The sequence below is a fragment of the Bradyrhizobium sp. B025 genome (assembly GCF_042257955.1).
GTDB lineage: Bacteria > Pseudomonadota > Alphaproteobacteria > Rhizobiales > Xanthobacteraceae > Bradyrhizobium > Bradyrhizobium diazoefficiens.
On record NZ_CP170150.1, the window covers coordinates 3,864,962 to 3,882,254 of the forward strand.

Genomic DNA, 17,293 nt, shown 5'->3' on the forward strand with positions numbered 1-17,293 from the left:
GAGCGAACCCGAAGAGATGCGACCAACCCGGCTTTCACATCAGACGCTCAGGTCCCGCTCAGGTTCCTATGCGTTTGCATCTAAATCTAGGGAGGGTATTCCGCTCCCGCTATTGCGCTGTATTCAAAGCCGATATTCCAAAAGCGCTTAATCACATCCTTGCGCGCGGACCCTGCTTCCATTCGCGGCTCAATCCGGTAAAAGGTGACCGCCGCCGCGCCGGGATGCCGGCTGCATTCGCGGAAATTCAATGGAGATGATGGGAATGTCGAGCCGAGCGCTCAGCCTCGCGACGGTAGTGCTTCTGATCGGCTTCGGTGCGACCGATGCCGTTCTGGCGCAGGCGACGAACCTCGAGGCCGGCAAGGCCCCATCCCAGCTCTTCGCGCAGACCTGCAGTGCCTGCCACAAGAGCCCGAGGGGGCTGCTGAAGACAGTCGCGCCGGGTTCGCTCCCGGGTTTCCTGCGTCAGCACTACACGACCAGCTCCGACATGGCCGGCGTGCTGGCCTCCTACCTCGTTTCGAACGGCGCCACCGACACCCGCTACCAGGCCAAGGACGGCAAGGACAAGAAGGACGGCGCCAAGGACAAGGAGGCGAGCACCAATCCTGCGCAGTCGCCTGAGCATCAGGGCCGTCGCCAGCGCTCCCAGGAGGCCGCCAAGCCGGAAGGCGAAGCTGCCGCCCCAGCCGCCGAGGGCGCGCGCCAGAAGCGCGCGGCGCGGCCGAGCGAGGAGGGGGTAAAGGAAGGCGCGAAGCCCGAGGGGCAAGCCACGCCGGAGGGCCGCAAGGCCAAGCGTCTCAGCAAGCGCGGCAAGCCGGAGACCGAAGAGGCGCCGAAGGTCGATGCCGCCGCGCCGGCCGCTGACGACAGGAAGAGCGAGCCCAAGCCCGACACCGCCAAGGTCGAGCCCGGTCGCGACGAAGCCAAGCCCGACAGCGCCAAGGCCTCAGAGAAACCCGCCGAGCCGAAGCCGGAGAGCGCCAGGGTCGAGCCGCGCGGCAGCGAAGCTCCGGCGCTGCGGCCCGATCCGCTGCCGCAGGTGACGCCGGCCCCGCCGGCGGCCGCCACGAAGCCCGCCGAGCCGGCCGCGCCCAAGGCGGCGGAAGAGGCGGCTCCCAAGCCTGCCGCGCCTGCCGCAAGCTCCGAGCCGGCGGTCAAGCCGCAGGAGCCGGCGCCGCCCACGACCGCTGCGGCCCCGCCGCCGGCGGAGTCATCGGGACCGCCAGCACCGCCGATTTCGCGCTAAGCCAACCCGCATTCTCAGATCAAGTTGCGAAGGTCGCGCTCGCCGCGGCCTTCGCATCGTCTTGACCGCGATTAGAGCAGTACTCTAGAGTGATACTCTAGGAGGCGCGATGACGACGAGCGTGCGTGACGACCTGTTGGCGGCGGGGCTGTTCGTGTTCGACCGCGTCGGCTTCGAGGCTGCGACAGTGGCTGCGATCCGCGCCAAGGCGCGCGCCTCCAACGGCAGCTTCTTTCATGCCTTCGGGTCGAAGAAGGAGCTGGCCGGCGCGCTGTTCCTGGAGGTGCTGCGGCATTATCACGCCGCGGTGCTGGCCGCGCTCGATCCCGTGCCCGACGCCGAACAGGGCATCGATCGCCTGATCCGGGCGCATCTCGACTGGGTCGTCTCGAGCCGGCGCGAGGCCCGCTATCTCTTCGAGATCTCGCGCAGCGAATGGGGCGAGGACGTCCGCGACGCCCAGCGCGCACAGAATGCGCGCCTTGCCGAAGGCATCGAACGCTGGCGCGCGCCTCTGGTTGCCGGCGGCGAGCTCCTGCCGATGACGCCGGTGACGTTCATCAGCCAGCTCATCGGCCCGGCGCAGATCTTCTGCCGCGCCTTCCTGTCGGGCCGCGATCGTGCCGATCCGCGGAGCGAGGCCGACACGCTGATCGCCTGCGCCATCCGCGCGCTGCGGCCGCCCGATCGCATCAACAAACAATAAGGAGAGATGCCATGCAAGCCGAAGCGGATCCGGAATTTGCGGCCGTAGCCGAGCGCATCCATGCCAATGTCGGCCGCCAAGGCTTTATGAACCTCGTCGGTGCCGAGCTCTCGGAATTGTCGCGCGGCACCTGCACGATCGCGGTGGAGCGCCGGCCGGAACTGCTCCAGCAGCACGGCTTTTTCCACGGCGGCGTCACCGCCTTTTTGGTCGACAACGCCACGACGATCGCGACCGCCACTTCGCGCGGCCAGCCGGCGCTGACGGCGGAATACAAGCTCAATTTGTTGTCGCCCGCTGTCGGCGAGAAGCTGATCTGCCGGGCAAGGGTGATCAAGCCAGGACGCCAGGTCTCGGTGGTGGCGGCCGACGTGTTCTGTGTCAGCGACGGAGTCGAGAAGCACACGGCAACGGCGCTCGCTTCGATCGCGATGCTGAGCGAGGACGTCGCCGCCAAAACGAAAAGCCCGGCCGCTTGAAGCGACCGGGCTTTTGATTTGTCTTCGTCATTCCGGGACAGCGCATCGGCGCTGGACCCGGAATCTCGAGATTCCGGGTCTGGTCCTTCGGACCATCCCGGAATGACGACGTTGGAGTTACTTCTCGGTCTCTTCCGCAGCCGGGGCCGGCTCGACGTCGTCGTGCTGGGCTTCCGGATCGAAGAATTCGCCGGCGGCGGCGATCGCCTCGGCGGCCGCATCGCGGTCCTCGTTGCGGGTCGAGATGTCCTCGCCGCGGTTGATGCGCTCGGCCTCGTCCTGGCTGCGCGCAACCGTGACGGTGATCTCGACCTCGACCTCGGGGTGAACGGCGACGGTGATGGTGTGCTTGCCGATGGTCTTGATCGGTGCGTCGAGCTGGATCTGCGGGCGAGCGAGCGAGATGCCGTCGGCTTCGAACGCGACGACGATGTCACGCACGTTGACCGAGCCGAACAGCTGGCCGGCTTCCGAGGCCTGGCGGATCACGATGATGTTCTTGCCCTGGATCTTCTCGGCGACCTTGGACGCCTCGGCCTTGGACGCGAGGTTGCGGGCCTCGAGGTCGGCCTTCATGCCGTCGTACTTGGCGCGGTTGTCGGCGGTGGCGCGCAGCGCCTTGCCGCGCTTGAGCAGGAAATTACGGGCGTAGCCGTCGCGAACCTTCACGACTTCGCCCATCTGGCCGAGCTTGTTCACGCGTTCCAGCAAAATGACTTCCATATTCGTTCTCCTTTGAAGTGCTCTGTGAGTTCTGGGTTTCAGGGGTGGACTTAAGGGGTCGGGAGCGGCGGCGGCTGGCGGCTGCGCAGGAAGCGCTCGCGGAAGCCGAACACGGCGTCCGCAAGGCCCAGGATCACCATCGCGATGACAGGCCATCCGAACACGACGACGACGGCGTAGGTCGAGCCGAGCCAGAACGTGCGGCTCTTCAGCGCGAGCGTCAGCGTATGCAGCACGGCAAAGCCGGTCAGCGCATAGCCCATCATCAGCGCCGCCGTGGTGATCTGCGCGACGATCGCCAGCAGCCCGCCGGTGAAGCAGAAAGCGAGCGCGATGCAGAGCGCCACGAGCGTCATCGGCGGCAGCTCGGCCGTCATCAGATCCGGCCAGGGGCGGCGCAGCCGGCCCGACGTCGCCGTCACCCTGGCGCTGAGCCAGAGGTTGAGGGTCAGCGTCATCATGGCGACGATGGTGGCGGCGGCCGGCGCGATGCGCACCAGTGCGTCGACGAACTGGTCGGCTTCGCCGGAGGCTTGCGGATCGGTGGCGCGGAGGATGCGCATCAGGCCGCGCCGCAGCGTGCCGATGATGGTGTCGGCGTCGGTGCCGAGCGTGAGCAGGGCGGCGATCGTGGTCAGCGCGGCGAAGCCGGCGATCCACAGCAGGATACGGCCGACCGGGTACCACTCGAGCTCAGGCCCTGCCGCCGGCTCGGTCGCGGCGTCCGGCGTGACATGTCCCACCTGCCGGCTGAGCAGGACGAGATGGCCGAGCCACCACGCCGGCAGCGCGACGGTGACGGCGAACGCGATGCAGTAGGGCAGGCCGAACAGGGCGCCGAGGCCGATCGCAGCGGCGATGCCGCCAAGGCTCGCGCAAAGCGGTCCCCAGCCGATCGCGGCGACCGTCAGCGGCAGTGGTGCGAGATAGAACAGGACGAGCGAGATCAGCGCGCCCGAAACGATCGAGGCGAACATCAGGGCCGACGCAGCGCCGGCGATCAGGGCTATCAGTCCAAAGGCCATCATCAGCTGTCCCGCTCCTTCCGAGCGGTTAGAGGCATCTCGCCCCAACCATCGGCGACCGGACGACCCGGAAGCCTTATGAAACTTCGAGAGTGCGGCCGGCGGCGATGTCGCCGCCGGCCGAATTCGTCTTAGCGAATGACGTAGGGCAGCAGGCCCAGGAAGCGCGCGCGCTTGATGGCGCGGGCGAGCTCACGCTGCTTCTTCGCGGACACTGCGGTGATGCGGCTCGGCACGATCTTGCCGCGCTCGGAGACGTAACGCATCAGCAGCTTGGAGTCCTTGTAGTCGATCTTCGGAGCATTGGCGCCCGTGAACGGGCAGCTCTTGCGACGACGGAAAAACGGACGGCGTGCACCAGCTTCAGCCATTGATCTTACTCCCCATCCGTCGTGGTTTCAGCTTCTTCGCGCGGACGGCGCGGGCCGCGATCACCGCGGAAGCCACCACCGTCACGATCGCCGCCACGGAAACCACCCTCGCGGTCGCCACGGAAGCCGCCTTCACGCTCGCCGCGGAAGCCGCCGCCACGATCGTCACGTTCGCGATCGCGATCAGCCTTGCGCATCATCGCGGACGGGCCTTCCTCGAGCTCCTCGACGCGGACGCTGAGATAGCGGATCACGTCTTCGCTGATGCGCTCCTGGCGCTCGATCTCGGCGATCGCCGCGGACGGCGCGTCGATGTTGAGCAGCACGAAGTGCGCCTTGCGGTTCTTGTTCATGCGGTAGGTGAGGGAGCGAACGCCCCAGTTCTCGGTCTTGGTGACCTTGCCGCCGAGACCCTCGACGATACCGGTCATCTGCGCAGTCAGCTCTTCGACCTGCTGCGGGCTCGCGTCTTGGCGCGCGAGAAAAACATGCTCATAGAGAGCCATGGAAGTCCTTTCCTCATGTTGGCGCATCGCCCGGCGTCAAGCCCTTAAGAGGCCTTCGGAAAGGACTCTGGGATTAAGCTCAGAAGGCGGAAACACGGGACGACGGGCCGACTGGCCCTGCCACACCAAAATCACGAATGATTTGTTGAGACCGTCCGTTCAGCTCCCGGCCGGGGTCTGCGGATGCGCGCCTTATACGGATTTTGGCCGGCTTTGCAAGGTTGGAGGGCCAGGTTTCGCCCCTGGCGCCCGGGCTGGGGGCCCTCGGCTTGATTTATTTGTTTGTATAGCATACAAATAAATCAACGGGAGGATCCCATGGCAGACAAATCTGCCCGCGCCCCATCCGAGCCGGCCGCCGGCGACCCCAAGCATGCGGCGCGCGCCACACGCTCGGCCGGTCGCAAAATGCGCTCGTTGCTGCTGGATGCGGCCAGCCCGCTGTTCCGGGAGCGGGGATTGTCGGGCGCCTCGATCACCGACATCGCGGCCGCCGCGGACGCATTTCCGAGCCAGATCACCTACTATTTCCGCACCAAGGAGGCGCTGTTCGTCGAATGCGCCTGCCGCGAGCTCCTGTACGTCGCCCGCGCGACCGAGCAGGCTGCGCTGAAGGCGCGCACGCCGCGGGACTACACCCACGCGCTGGCCGAGACGGTGACGGCGAGCGATTCGGTGGCCTTCTTCGCCGAGGCGTTGACGTTGACGCGGCGTCGCCCGGATCTCGCGCCGCTGGTCGAGCGCACCATCGAGCGTCTGCACGCCGAGGGCGCACGCGCCTATGCGAGCCAGGTCGAGCGCCACGGCTGGCGTTCCCTGCGCGCGCCCGACGAGAGCTCGCGGCGGTTCTGGGCCGTCGCCATCGGCGTCATCCTCGAAGGCTATGCCATGGGGCGCTCGCCGGATGAGCTCTGCGCCGAGATGCTGCGCGTGCTGGGCGAGCAGGCGAAATCTGCCGGCGACGCCGCGCGCCTGCGCCTCGTCGACGACCGCGACGCATCGACCACTTCGGATGAGGAGAGCTAGGCCATGACCGCACTTCGCATGCGTGCCCGCGATTTCCTGACCGAGGATCAGCTCGTCGACGTGCGCCAGCGCGTAACGTGGAAGGGTGTCGCACTGATCGCGCATGCCTGGGCGCTGATTGCCGGTGCCATCGCCCTCGTCGCATGGTGGCCGAATCCGCTGACGTACATTTTCGCTGTCGCCGTCATCGGCTCGCGCCAGCTGGGCCTGTCGATCCTCATGCACGACGGCGCGCATGGTTGTCTCTCCGCCGATGAGAACACCAATTTGACGCTGAGCCAGTGGTTCTGCGCCTATCCCGTTTTTGCCGAGACGCGCGCCTATCGCCGCTATCACTTGCAGCACCACGCGCGCACCCAGCAGGAGGACGATCCCGATCTTGTGCTGTCGGCGCCATTTCCGATCACGCAGCTGAGCTATCGCCGCAAGTTCATTCGCGACATCACCGGGCAGACCGGCTACCAGCAGCGCAAGGCGCAGCTGCTCAACGCACTCGGCCCGCAGGACTGGCCGTGGCGGCAGCGCGCTGCGCATTTCTGGGAGAAGCTCGGCCCGCAATGCGTTTTCAACGCCATCCTGCTTGCAGGGCTTGCGGCGGCCGGTGTGTGGTGGGCTTACCCGCTGCTATGGCTGGTGCCGCTGCTCACCTGGATGATGGTCATCACCCGCATCCGCAACATCGCCGAGCATGCCGTCGTCCCCGACAGCAGCGATCCCCTGCGCAACACCCGCACCACGCATGCCAATTTTCTCGAGCGCCTGTTCATCGCGCCGTATTACGTGAACTATCACCTCGAGCATCATCTCTTGTTCTACGTGCCCTGCTACAATCTGCCCAAGGTCCATCGCCTGCTGAGCGAGAGTCGTCATGCCGGCCGCATGGAAGTGCAGCCGAACTACGCCGCCGTGCTGCGGCTCGCCACCGCCAAGCCGAACCGCGACGACCGGCCGGGGCAATTGGTCAGCAGCGCGCGCCGCGCGCGGGCTGGCGCCGAGGTCGGCGCGGATCAGAAGGCGGGTGGTTTTTAAGGGGCGCATCCCCAGTTGAATGCCGGTCGACGTTCCCATCTTGGCTTGACATTGCAGGCCCGGACGGTGTCTACGGCCCCCTTTGAGGCACGATCCGGAACCATGGCCCAAGGCCGCGCGTAATCGGCTGCCGGTTCTCGCAGGGATCGTGCTCGACAAGCAGGGAGCGCCGATGACGGCAGCATTCACATTTCCGGGGCAGGGGTCCCAGGCGGTTGGCATGGGCAAGGCGCTGGCCGACGCCTTCCCGGTGGCGCGCGCCGTGTTCGACGAGGTCGATGCAGCGCTTGGGGAGAAGCTGACGGCCACCATCTGGGATGGGCCGGCCGAAACCCTCCAGCTCACCGAAAACGCCCAGCCGGCGCTGATGGCCGTTTCTGTTGCGACCCTGCGGGTGCTTGAGGCTGAAGCCGGTTTTTCCGTAGGGCGGGACGCGGCCTTTGTCGCCGGCCACTCGCTTGGTGAATATTCGGCGCTGGCCGCGGCCGGCAGCCTGACGGTTTTCGATACCGCGCGGCTGCTTCGCACCCGCGGTCTCGCAATGCAAAAAGCCGTGCCGGTCGGCGCCGGTGCGATGGCCGCTCTGCTGGGCCTCGATTACGAGGCCGCCATGGAGGTCGCCAATGAGGCGGCTCAGGGGCAGGTCTGCCAGGCCGCCAACGACAATGGCGGCGGGCAGGTGGTCGTCTCCGGCGACAAGGCAGCGGTCGATCGCGCCGTCGAGATCGCCAAGACCAAGGGCGCCAAGCGCGCGATGCTGCTGCCGGTGTCCGCACCGTTCCATTGCAAGCTGATGCAACCGGCTGCCGACGCGATGGCGGAGGCGCTGGCCAAGGTCACGATCAAGGCTCCGGCAGCTCCGCTGGTGTCGAACGTGCTGGCAACCGCCATCACCGATCCCGATGAGATCCGCCGCCGTCTGGTCGAGCAGGTCACCGGAACGGTGCGCTGGCGCGAGTCGGTTGCCTATATGGCCGGGCAGGGCGTGACCCGTTTCTTCGAGATCGGCGCCGGCAAGGTGCTGACGGGTCTCGTCAAGCGTATCGCCGACGGCGCCGTCGGTGTCGCGGTGGGCGGACCGAACGACATTGCGGCCGCCAAGGATGCGCTGGCCGCTGCGAAGCAGGCCTGAAGCGCGATGAATCGTCATCGCGCTTTGGTTCTTTAGTTTGCGCACGATCTTGCCGGAAAACCGCTGCGCACGTTTCCGGATCGTGCTTTGAAGGAGTTATCCATGTTCGATCTGACTGGCAAAAAGGCGCTCGTCACCGGCGCGACCGGCGGTATCGGCGGCGCAATCGCGCAGGCGCTGCACGCGCAGGGCGCCACGGTCGCGATATCAGGAACGCGGAAGGAAGTGCTGGATGAGCTTGCCGGCAAGCTCGGCGAGCGCACCTTCGTGCTGCCCTGCAATCTCTCCAAGGCCGACGAGGTCGAGGCGCTGGTGCCTGCGGCGGAAGCCGCGATGGGCCAGGTCGACATCCTCGTCGCCAATGCCGGCATCACGCGCGACAATCTCTTCGTCCAGCTCCGCGACGAGGACTGGGACGAGGTCATCAACGTCAATTTGACCTCGACCTTCCGCCTGGCGCGCGCCGCCACCAAATTGATGATGCGCAAGCGCTTCGGCCGCATCATCGCCATCACCTCTGTGGTCGGCGTCACCGGCAATCCCGGGCAGGGCAACTACACGGCATCGAAGGCAGGCTTGATCGGCATGATCAAGACGCTGGGTGCCGAATACGCCAAGCGCGGCGTCACCGCCAACTGCATCGCGCCCGGCTTCATCAAGACGCCGATGACGGACGCGCTCAATGACAAGCAGCGCGAGACGATTCTGACCAAGGTTCCGGCGGCCCGGCTGGGGACGCCCGAGGACATCGCGGCGGCCGCCGTCTACCTGAGTTCAAACGAAGCGGCCTACGTCACCGGGCAAACCATCCATGTCAACGGCGGCATGGCCATGATCTGAAGTCCTCGTTCCGTGCCGCCCACATGGCGGTGCGGGATGCGGCAAACGGCCGTTTCCGATGCGAAATGAGGCTTGTAGTCAAGGCAGTTGAAGTATGGTAACCGGACCTTCAACGGATGGGCAAAGAACGCCATTGCAGGTTTTTGAAACCCTGTATATTGGCGATGCGGAGCCTTGGCCGTCGTTCGCCGGGCCCTGCATCGGTTAGGATGGGGCCAAATCAAAGTTCGTAAGCGAAGGCAGTCAACGACCACGACGGCTCGTATCGTCCCGGGGGGTCGGGTCTACAGGGAACAACACGAGGTTATGCAATGAGTGACATTGGCGAGCGGGTTAAGAAGATCGTGGTCGAACACCTTGGTGTTGAACCCGAGAAGGTTGTCGACGCTGCGAGCTTCATCGACGACCTCGGCGCCGACAGTCTGGACACCGTCGAGCTGGTGATGGCGTTCGAAGAAGAATTCGGTTGCGAGATTCCGGACGACGCCGCGGAGACGATTCTCACCGTCGGCGACGCCACGAAGTTTCTCGAGAAGAACGCGAAGAGCTAAGGCTCTTCAATTTTCGCGGGGACAACATTGAAACCGGACGGGCCGCTTCGCAGCGGTCAGCCGGTTTCTTGTTATTGGCCGTGAATCTTTCGATGCGGAGTTTGCGGATATGAGGCGGGTTGTCGTCACGGGTCTCGGCATGGTCTCGCCACTCGGCTGTGGCGTCGAGCCGACCTGGAAACGCATCCTCAACGGCGAAAGCGGTGCGCGCAGGATCGAGAGCTTCGATGTCTCCGATCTTCAGACTAAGATCGCCTGCACGGTGGTGCGCGGCGACGGGTCGAACGACACCTTCAATCCCGACAAGTGGATGGAGCCGAAGGACCAGCGCAAGGTCGACGACTTCATCATCTTCGGCATGGCCGCAGCCGGCCAGGCGCTCGACGATGCCAACTGGCATCCCGAAACCGAAGAGGACAAGTGTGCGACCGGCACCATGATCGGGTCCGGCATCGGCGGCCTTAACGGCATCGCGGAAACCGCCATCCTGCTGAAGGAGCGCGGACCGCGCCGGGTGTCGCCGTTCTTCATTCCAGGCCGCCTGATCAATCTCGCCTCCGGCTACGTCTCGATCGCGCACGGGCTGAAGGGGCCGAACCATTCGGTGGTCACGGCCTGCTCGACCGGCGCGCATGCGGTCGGCGATGCCGCCCGCCTGATCGCGCTGGGCGATGCCGACGTCATGGTCGCCGGCGGCGCTGAGTCGCCGATCAGCCGCATCGGCATTGCCGGCTTCAACGCCGCGCGCGCGCTCTCGACCGGTTTCAACGACACACCCGAGAAGGCCTCACGTCCCTACGACAAGGATCGCGACGGCTTCGTGATGGGCGAGGGCGCCGGCGTCCTCGTCCTGGAAGAACTCGAGCACGCGAGGCGGCGCGGCGCCAAGATCTATGCCGAGGTGATCGGATATGGTCTGTCGGGCGACGCCTATCACATCACGTCGCCGTCGCCCGACGGCGATGGCGGCTTCCGCAGCATGCAGGCCGCGCTCAAGCGCGCCGGCCTCACGGCGTCCGATCTCGACTACATCAACGCGCACGGCACCTCGACGCCGCTCGGTGACGAGATCGAGCTCGGCGCGGTCGAGCGTCTGCTCGGCAATGCCGCCTCCAAGGTCGCGATGTCCTCGACCAAATCGTCGACCGGCCATCTGCTCGGCGCGGCCGGTGCGATCGAGGCGATCTTCGCCATTCTCGCGATTCGCGATAATGTCGTGCCGCCGACTATCAACCTCGACAATCCGTCGGTCGAAACTGCGATCGATCTCGTGCCGCACACGGCGAAGAAGCGAGAGGTCAACGTCGCGTTGTCGAATTCTTTCGGTTTTGGCGGTACCAATGCGTCGGTGATCGTCCGCCGTTTGGCCAATTAGTTTGCGTTTGAAACGAATCCACCGTTTTGCCGTATTCGGCGATAGTCATGGTAGTGGGCGCGTGCATTTGGCAGGGCAAACGGTTGTCAGGCCGCGATTGAACCGGCAGGATTCAGGTTGCTTCGATGAGTGAAAGGCCGCCCATTTCGCCCCGGAGTCCGCGGGCAGCGCTCGAGCCCGAGCAGGTCCCGCCGCCGCCGAAGCGATCGGACCGCGCGCGCAATCCCTTCGTGATCGTCGGCAACGCCATCATCACGCTTCTCTTGATCTCCATGATCGGGGCGGGCGCCGTCTATTACTACGGCCGGCAGGTGCTCGAAGCGCCGGGTCCGCTCAAGGAAGACAAGATCGTCAACATCCCGCAGCGCGCCGGCAAGCGCGACATCGCCGAGACGCTGAACCGGGAAGGCGTGACCGACGTCAACCCGTGGGTGTTCATCGCAAGCGTGGCCGCGCTGAAGGCGAGCTCGGACCTCAAGCCCGGCGAGTATTCGTTCCAGAAGAACGCATCCCTGCGCGACGTCATCGCCACCATCGTCGAGGGCAAGGTGGTGCAGCATGCCGTCACGATTCCGGAAGGCCTGACCTCCGAGCAGATCGTGGCACGGCTCTCCGACAACGATATCTTCACCGGCAGCGTGCGCGAGCTGCCGCGCGAGGGCACGCTCTTGCCCGAGACCTACAAGTTCCCGCGCGGCACCACGCGCGAGCAGGTGATCCAGCGCATGCAGCAGGCGCACAAGCGCGTGCTGACCGAGATCTGGGAGCGTCGCAGCCAGGACATTCCGGTCAAGACTCCGGAGCAGCTGGTGACGCTGGCCTCGATCGTCGAGAAGGAGACCGGCAAGCCGGACGAGCGCAGCCGCGTTGCCGCCGTGTTCGTCAATCGCCTGAAGCAGAAGATCAAGCTCCAGTCCGATCCGACCATCATCTATGGCCTCGTCGGCGGCAAGGGCACCCTGGGCCGCCCGATCAAGCGCAGCGAGATCACGCAGCCCTCGCCCTACAACACCTATGTGATCGAAGGCCTGCCGCCGGGCCCGATCTCCAATCCCGGCCGCGCCTCGCTCGAAGCCGCCGCCAACCCGGCCCGCACCCGCGACCTCTATTTCGTCGCCGACGGCACCGGCGGGCATGCCTTCACCGAGACCTACGACGCGCACCAGAAAAACGTCGCCAAGCTGCGCGCGATGGAGAAGCAGATCCAGAACGACACGGTCGAGCCGGCCGAGGACGCGCAGCCGCCGGCGGCGGCAGCGCCCGGCGCTGCCGACACGCCGACCGCGACCACGCCGGCACGGCCGAACCAGCAGAAGAAGCCGCCGGCTGCTCCTCGCCCCGCTGGTCCCGCCCCTGCCCGGCAGGGCGCGGTGCAGCCCTCGTCGCCGGTGATCCAGCGCTAGGCCCGCGCAGACCTGCCTACGGGACTTTGCGGATTCCACTTTCCGGCAAAATAGTCTTAAGATTCGCGTGCCTTGATGGCCTCGCGAATCCTGTGTTTCTGGAGAATTTGACCTGATGGCGCTGTCGTCCATGACCGGCTTTGCCCGAAGCCACGGCGCTAGCGGGCCGTACACGTTCGAATGGGAATTGAAGTCGGTCAACGCCAAGGGCTTTGACCTCAGGGTGCGGCTGCCGCAGGGGTTCGACGAGCTCGAGGCCCACGCCAAGAAGCGCGCCGGCGAGCTTTTGTCGCGCGGCACCGTCTACGCCAATCTCAACGTCAAGCGCGCCAATGCCGCCGCCTCCGTCCGTGTCAACGAGGACGTGCTCAACGCCGTCCTGAAGGCCGCCTCGATGATCGCCGGAAAGGTCGATGCGGTGGCACCGAGCGTCGACGGCCTGCTCGCCATTAAGGGCGTCGTCGAGGTCGCCGAGCCCGAGGGCGACGAGGAGGAGGACAAGGCGGCGCGCGCCGCGGCAGCGGAGGCCTTCGACAAGGCGCTCGCCGATCTCGTCGAGATGCGCAAGCGCGAGGGGACCTCGCTCGGGCAGATCCTGACCCAGCGGGTGGACGAGGTCGAGCAACTGGCGAAGAAGGCCGAAGCCGCACCCGGCCGCAAGCCGGAGGCGATCAAGGCCAGGCTCGCCGAGCAGATCGCAACGCTGCTCGACACCTCCGACCGTTTCGATCCCGACCGCCTGATGCAGGAGGCGATCCTGATCGCGACCAGGGCCGACATCCGCGAGGAGCTCGACCGTATCGCCTCGCATATCGCGCAGGCGCGCGAGCTGATCGGCAAGGGCGGCCCGATCGGGCGCAAGCTCGACTTCCTGGCGCAGGAGTTTCACCGCGAGGTCAATACCTGCTGCTCGAAGTCGAACGACATCGAGCTGACCAATACGGGGCTCGCCATGAAAAACGTGGTCGAGCAATTTCGCGAGCAGGTCCAGAATCTGGAGTGATCGATGACGACGGGCGGTCACGGAACTGACGGTGTCGAGCGGCGTGGATTGATGTTCGTGCTGTCCTCGCCGTCGGGCGCAGGCAAAACGACGCTGTCGCGCTTGTTGATCGAGCGGATGCCGGGCCTGCGAATGTCAGTCTCGGCGACCACGCGGCCGATGCGGCCCGGCGAGGTCGACGGCCGCGACTATCTGTTCGTCGACAAGCCCCGCTTCGAGGCGATGGTGAGGGACGACGAGCTGCTGGAATGGGCGACCGTGTTCGACAACCGCTACGGCACGCCGCGCGCGCCGGTCGAGGCGGCGCTGTCGGCCGGGCAGGACGTGCTGTTCGATATCGACTGGCAGGGCACGCAGCAGCTGCGCGAGAAGGCGCGTGCCGACGTCGTCAGCGTGTTCATCCTGCCGCCGTCAGCCGGCGATCTCGAGAAGCGGCTGCATTCGCGCGCGCAGGATTCCGACGAGGTGATCCGCAAGCGCATGAGCCGCGCCAGCCACGAGATGAGCCACTGGGCCGAGTACGACTACATCGTGATCAACCACGACGTCGACGAAGCCTTTGCCGAGGTGCAATCGATCCTGAAGGCCGAGCGCCTCAAGCGCGAGCGGCGGATTGGCCTCGTTGGTTTCGTGCGAGGTTTGCAAGGCCAGCTGCAGGGTTAGAGCCAGGGCCAGGCTGCCTCAGCCGCGGCCCTTCCTGCGCCAGCCGTTCCAGCATCGCGGTGATGATGTCGACGTCGACCGCATCCTCATCGCGACCAGCCGGCTTTTCATCGCTGTCGGCCCGGTCCGCGGCTAACCGGGGTGAACTGGCCTCGATCTCGAATTCCCTGTCGAATACCGCGATCTCGGGCTCGCCGGATTCCGCGACTTCGACGATGCCAGCCGGCTCGTGCGCTTCGATCACATCGATCTCGCGGTCGATCGCGGCGAGCTGTGCCGCCTGCGGGCGTGCGGCATCGAAGTCGATCGGGCGCGGCGGCTGCGCGCGCGGCGTGACGGCCGGCATCGCCTTGAGCCAGGGCGCGCGGCTCTCGTCCTGGTCCTGCGGCTCCCAATCGTCCCAATTCACGCGGCGGTGGTCGCTCGCCTTGACGCGGGAGCGCGCACCGGCGAGGCGGTAGATGACGCTGGCGAGGATGCCGGCGATCGCCAAAGCGCCGCCGATCACGAGCAGGAGCATCTGGAGCGAGCCGGTCGGCTTGTCGGCGGGAATTTCGGCCGCGGCGAGCGCCACCGGGGCGTTGGCCTTTGCCGGCGTCGCGCCCGGCTGCGTTGCGGGTGCGGGAGCAGCGGAACTCGCGGAAGCATCGGGCCAGCGCGCGGCAACGGCGGGCTGCTGCGCGTTGTTGTCGGCGATGGCGCCCGGCGGCTGTTGCATGACCTGTGGCGCGCTCGTTGCGGCCGGCGCAGGCGCGGTCATGTTCGGCGAGCCCGGCGCGGCACCAGTCTGCGGTGCAATGTATTCCGCGCGCGCATTCTGCACCGACGGCGGCGCTGCTGAATCTGCGTTTGGCGTGTCGGCCGTCGCTTGCGCGCTCGGCGTCGCCTTGCCGCCTTCGGCACGCAGGTACCAGCACTGCCGCTTGGTCGCGCGATCGAGGCGATAGTGCCAGTGCTGTCCCTGCGGCGCGGTGCTTTTCGGCGAGGTGAGGCAGTCGGCGGCCGCATTGGCCGTGCTCGGCGCGTTCTGCGACACCGCAGCGAGGGGGGCGCCGGCAATGATACTGCCAACAAGCGCTGATATGAATTTCGCGGTGCGGTTGCCCATCCTGGTCTCCCGGTTACGCATGACGCAACTCTTAACCTTCCCTTTCTCTTCAAAGAGTTGGGTGGCAATGAGCCGCAAATCCGGAGAGGATGTGGCTTGAATCGGGCCTGCGCGGCGATCGTTCCGCCGCGAAATCAGGCATTTTCGACCATTATTGTTTGGTCGAGGTCCATGTTCCCGAGCAGCCGTCGGAGCGGCGGAAGGTTCCGGAACCGCTGCGCCCCGAAAGGCGGCCGGCGCCCGTGAAGGTCACGCCATTGCCCGCGCCGGAGGTATGAACCGCGCCGCTCGCGCTGACGCTGCCGCTGACGCCCTCGCCGATGACCCGGCCCGAGCTCACGACCACCGCGCCGGAGGTCGAACCGCCGCAGCCGACGCTGAGGACGACCCAGGCGCCGTCGAAACCGCCGCCACCACCGCCGCCGCTTCTCCGCGGCGCCGAGCGTTCCTCGGCCGCCGGCTTGCTCCGGCGCGCGGAGGGCGCGGGCTCGGCCGAGCGGCCTGAAGAAGGATCCTGGCGCGAGCCGGACAGCGATTTCTCGTCATTGCCGATCGAGCCACCGGCGCTGCCGGATTGCGCGAAGGCGGACGACGAGGCGAGGGCGAGGAGGGAGGCGAGAGCGAACGTGCGGGCAGTGGCGTTGGGCATGGGCAAATAATCCAAAATGAAAATCGTATCAGCGGCCGGAGCCGTCGGCGCAGACGGATCCGATAATGCGGCAAGCCTTGCCAGCCTTGCCGCATTCGTCAAGCGCGGCATCCCTGGCGCGCTGGACGCCCTCGCGCTGGACCAGCGACCAGGATTTGTCGGAGATCGCGAAGACGCCGCAGCCCTTGCCATAGAAGGAAAGCTCGATCGGACATTTGGCGCCGGCGCAGTTGCCGCGCGCATCCGCGACCGCCGCGCGCCGCGAGGCGTGGTTCCACGACATGCCCCATTTGCTGCCGTCGGGGCCGTAAACGATCGAGCCCCATGGCTTCAGATCGTCCATCTTGCGCATCCGCAGCAGCAGGCCTTCGGTCGCCTCTCCGGTCGGCGCCATGGATATCCGCTGCTGAAGCTTCGTGATGGAGCGAGTAAGGCCGTCGGGTGTGTCAGGATCGAAATTGAGCTCGTAGAGCCGTTCGCTGAGTTCGCTGAGCAATGCGGCATCGCGTAGGGGGACGCGGTCAGGATCGGCGCGCAGGCGATCCGCCGGCAGCGGATCGGGCTGCATCGCCGCGACCTGCGGCGGTGCCGTCTGCGTCGGCGGCACGAAATAGAAGGTGCCGTCGATCGGCGAGGACGACACCCAGGGCTGCTGCGCGCCCGATGTGGCGCGCTTCACGGCGAGGCCGACCTGGTTGAAGGTCTGGAATACGTCGAGACCTGCGGTCCGGATCGTCGTCGCCAGCGCCTTGGTGTAGGGGCTATGGCCGTCGCTGCCGTCCTGGGCGACGTTGCCGGGTTGCGTCGCATAGGAGATCAGCGTGCCCTCGGGTGCGCGCATTTGCGCAAGGCCGCCGTCGGAGGAACGCAAGCCGCGCGAGCCGAACGGGTTGTTGCGGCAGGCGTCGAGGATGACAAGGTTGAGCCGCGTGCCGGACCCCTGCATCTGGCGCAGCACGAGATTGACGTCGGTCATCTGGAAGTCGACGTCGGCCTCGCGCGTCGGATTGGCGCCGACCGGCACGAGATAGTTGGAGCCGGCGACCTGGACACCGTGGCCGGCATAGTAGAACAGCGCGACGTCGGCGCCTTGCACCTGCCGGCCGAAGCTCTGCACCGCGATGTCCATCGCGCCCTTGTCGAGATCGAGCTGGGCGCGGCCGCCGACCAGTGTGAAGCCGAGCGTGCCGAGCGTCTCCGCCATCAGGCTGGCGTCCTTGGACGGGTTGTCGAGCGGCGTGATGTTCTTGTAGGCGGAGTTGCCGACGACGAGCGCGATGCGCTTATCGGCGGATGCAGGCGTTGCCGCGGCGACGAGCAGCGCTGTGGCGAGTGCCGCCAGCCCCACAACGCGATTGAAAATCCTCGCGCGCATAAAAATTCCCCAAAGCAATGGCGCCAATGTACCAGCTAGGTGCGCGGGCGAAAAGCGGTGCGACATTCTGTGCGGCC

Annotated in this window: 19 protein-coding genes; 12 read left to right on the forward strand and 7 right to left on the reverse strand. The window is 66.3% G+C overall.

Translation table 11 applies throughout. From position 1 onward, the window contains the following. Positions 1–265: 265 nt before the first annotated feature. The 3 genes from ACE10W_RS17690 to ACE10W_RS17700 all read left to right on the forward strand — a co-directional run bounded on the left by ACE10W_RS17690 (position 266) and on the right by ACE10W_RS17700 (position 2,437). Positions 266–1,252, forward strand: a complete 987-nt coding sequence (locus ACE10W_RS17690) for a hypothetical protein (protein WP_271556777.1) — start codon at positions 266–268, stop codon at positions 1,250–1,252. Positions 1,253–1,361: 109 nt separating this feature from the next. Continuing rightward, on the forward strand, positions 1,362–1,958 hold the full coding sequence (locus ACE10W_RS17695; protein ID WP_271556778.1) for a TetR/AcrR family transcriptional regulator: 597 nt from the start codon (positions 1,362–1,364) through the stop codon (positions 1,956–1,958). A gap of 11 nt (positions 1,959–1,969) precedes the next feature. Further along, positions 1,970–2,437, forward strand: coding sequence for a PaaI family thioesterase (locus ACE10W_RS17700; protein WP_375762649.1), 468 nt, complete (start codon positions 1,970–1,972; stop codon positions 2,435–2,437). Positions 2,438–2,554: 117 nt separating this feature from the next. Here ACE10W_RS17700 and rplI read toward each other — a convergent pair whose 3' ends face one another. The 4 genes from rplI to rpsF all read right to left on the reverse strand — a co-directional run bounded on the left by rplI (position 2,555) and on the right by rpsF (position 5,062). After that, positions 2,555–3,160, reverse strand: coding sequence for a 50S ribosomal protein L9 (gene rplI, locus ACE10W_RS17705; RefSeq protein ID WP_011086852.1), 606 nt, complete (start codon positions 3,158–3,160; stop codon positions 2,555–2,557). A 50-nt stretch (positions 3,161–3,210) separates the two neighbouring features. Then, a complete protein-coding gene (locus tag ACE10W_RS17710) occupies positions 3,211–4,188 on the reverse strand; it encodes a DUF2232 domain-containing protein (protein WP_271556780.1) in 978 nt (325 codons plus the stop codon). Between the two features lie 128 nt (positions 4,189–4,316). Then, positions 4,317–4,556: a 30S ribosomal protein S18 gene (rpsR, locus tag ACE10W_RS17715; RefSeq protein ID WP_007592020.1), complete on the reverse strand. Its 240-nt coding sequence runs from the start codon at positions 4,554–4,556 to the stop codon at positions 4,317–4,319. Positions 4,557–4,561: 5 nt separating this feature from the next. Further along, positions 4,562–5,062 carry a 30S ribosomal protein S6 gene (gene rpsF / locus ACE10W_RS17720; protein WP_028171082.1) on the reverse strand — a complete coding sequence of 167 codons (501 nt, stop codon included), beginning with the start codon at positions 5,060–5,062 and terminating at the stop codon, positions 4,562–4,564. Between the two features lie 318 nt (positions 5,063–5,380). On the opposite strand from rpsF, the gene ACE10W_RS17725 reads away from it, so the two are divergent. From ACE10W_RS17725 to gmk, 9 genes are all read left to right on the forward strand, one after another. Further along, a complete protein-coding gene (locus tag ACE10W_RS17725; protein ID WP_011086855.1) occupies positions 5,381–6,088 on the forward strand; it encodes a TetR/AcrR family transcriptional regulator C-terminal domain-containing protein in 708 nt (235 codons plus the stop codon). Between the two features lie 3 nt (positions 6,089–6,091). After that, positions 6,092–7,117, forward strand: coding sequence for a fatty acid desaturase family protein (locus ACE10W_RS17730; RefSeq protein ID WP_271556781.1), 1,026 nt, complete (start codon positions 6,092–6,094; stop codon positions 7,115–7,117). 172 nt (positions 7,118–7,289) lie between these two features. Beyond that, positions 7,290–8,249 (forward strand): ACP S-malonyltransferase, encoded by a 960-nt coding sequence (fabD, locus tag ACE10W_RS17735; RefSeq protein WP_271556782.1) that lies wholly within the window; start codon positions 7,290–7,292, stop codon positions 8,247–8,249. A gap of 102 nt (positions 8,250–8,351) precedes the next feature. Further along, positions 8,352–9,089 (forward strand): 3-oxoacyl-[acyl-carrier-protein] reductase, encoded by a 738-nt coding sequence (gene fabG, locus ACE10W_RS17740; protein ID WP_011086858.1) that lies wholly within the window; start codon positions 8,352–8,354, stop codon positions 9,087–9,089. A 311-nt stretch (positions 9,090–9,400) separates the two neighbouring features. Beyond that, a complete protein-coding gene (locus tag ACE10W_RS17745) occupies positions 9,401–9,640 on the forward strand; it encodes an acyl carrier protein (RefSeq protein ID WP_008130699.1) in 240 nt (79 codons plus the stop codon). Positions 9,641–9,749: 109 nt separating this feature from the next. Further along, positions 9,750–11,015 carry a beta-ketoacyl-ACP synthase II gene (fabF, locus tag ACE10W_RS17750; RefSeq protein WP_110116071.1) on the forward strand — a complete coding sequence of 422 codons (1,266 nt, stop codon included), beginning with the start codon at positions 9,750–9,752 and terminating at the stop codon, positions 11,013–11,015. Positions 11,016–11,140: 125 nt separating this feature from the next. After that, the gene (mltG, locus tag ACE10W_RS17755; RefSeq protein WP_028171086.1) at positions 11,141–12,418 is read left to right on the forward strand and encodes an endolytic transglycosylase MltG; all 1,278 of its coding nucleotides are present in this window, start codon (positions 11,141–11,143) and stop codon (positions 12,416–12,418) included. A 115-nt stretch (positions 12,419–12,533) separates the two neighbouring features. Next, a complete protein-coding gene (locus ACE10W_RS17760) occupies positions 12,534–13,421 on the forward strand; it encodes a YicC/YloC family endoribonuclease (protein WP_028171087.1) in 888 nt (295 codons plus the stop codon). 3 nt (positions 13,422–13,424) lie between these two features. Beyond that, positions 13,425–14,084 (forward strand): guanylate kinase, encoded by a 660-nt coding sequence (gene gmk / locus ACE10W_RS17765; RefSeq protein ID WP_011086862.1) that lies wholly within the window; start codon positions 13,425–13,427, stop codon positions 14,082–14,084. Here gmk and ACE10W_RS17770 read toward each other — a convergent pair. From ACE10W_RS17770 to ACE10W_RS17780, 3 genes are all read right to left on the reverse strand, one after another. After that, the gene (locus ACE10W_RS17770; RefSeq protein ID WP_375762650.1) at positions 14,017–15,213 is read right to left on the reverse strand and encodes a hypothetical protein; all 1,197 of its coding nucleotides are present in this window, start codon (positions 15,211–15,213) and stop codon (positions 14,017–14,019) included. The genes gmk and ACE10W_RS17770 overlap by 68 nt on opposite strands. 130 nt (positions 15,214–15,343) lie before the next feature. After that, a complete protein-coding gene (locus tag ACE10W_RS17775) occupies positions 15,344–15,841 on the reverse strand; it encodes a hypothetical protein (protein ID WP_060913066.1) in 498 nt (165 codons plus the stop codon). A gap of 28 nt (positions 15,842–15,869) precedes the next feature. Beyond that, on the reverse strand, positions 15,870–17,216 hold the full coding sequence (locus ACE10W_RS17780; protein ID WP_271556784.1) for a caspase family protein: 1,347 nt from the start codon (positions 17,214–17,216) through the stop codon (positions 15,870–15,872). Between the last annotated feature and the right edge of the window lie 77 nt (positions 17,217–17,293).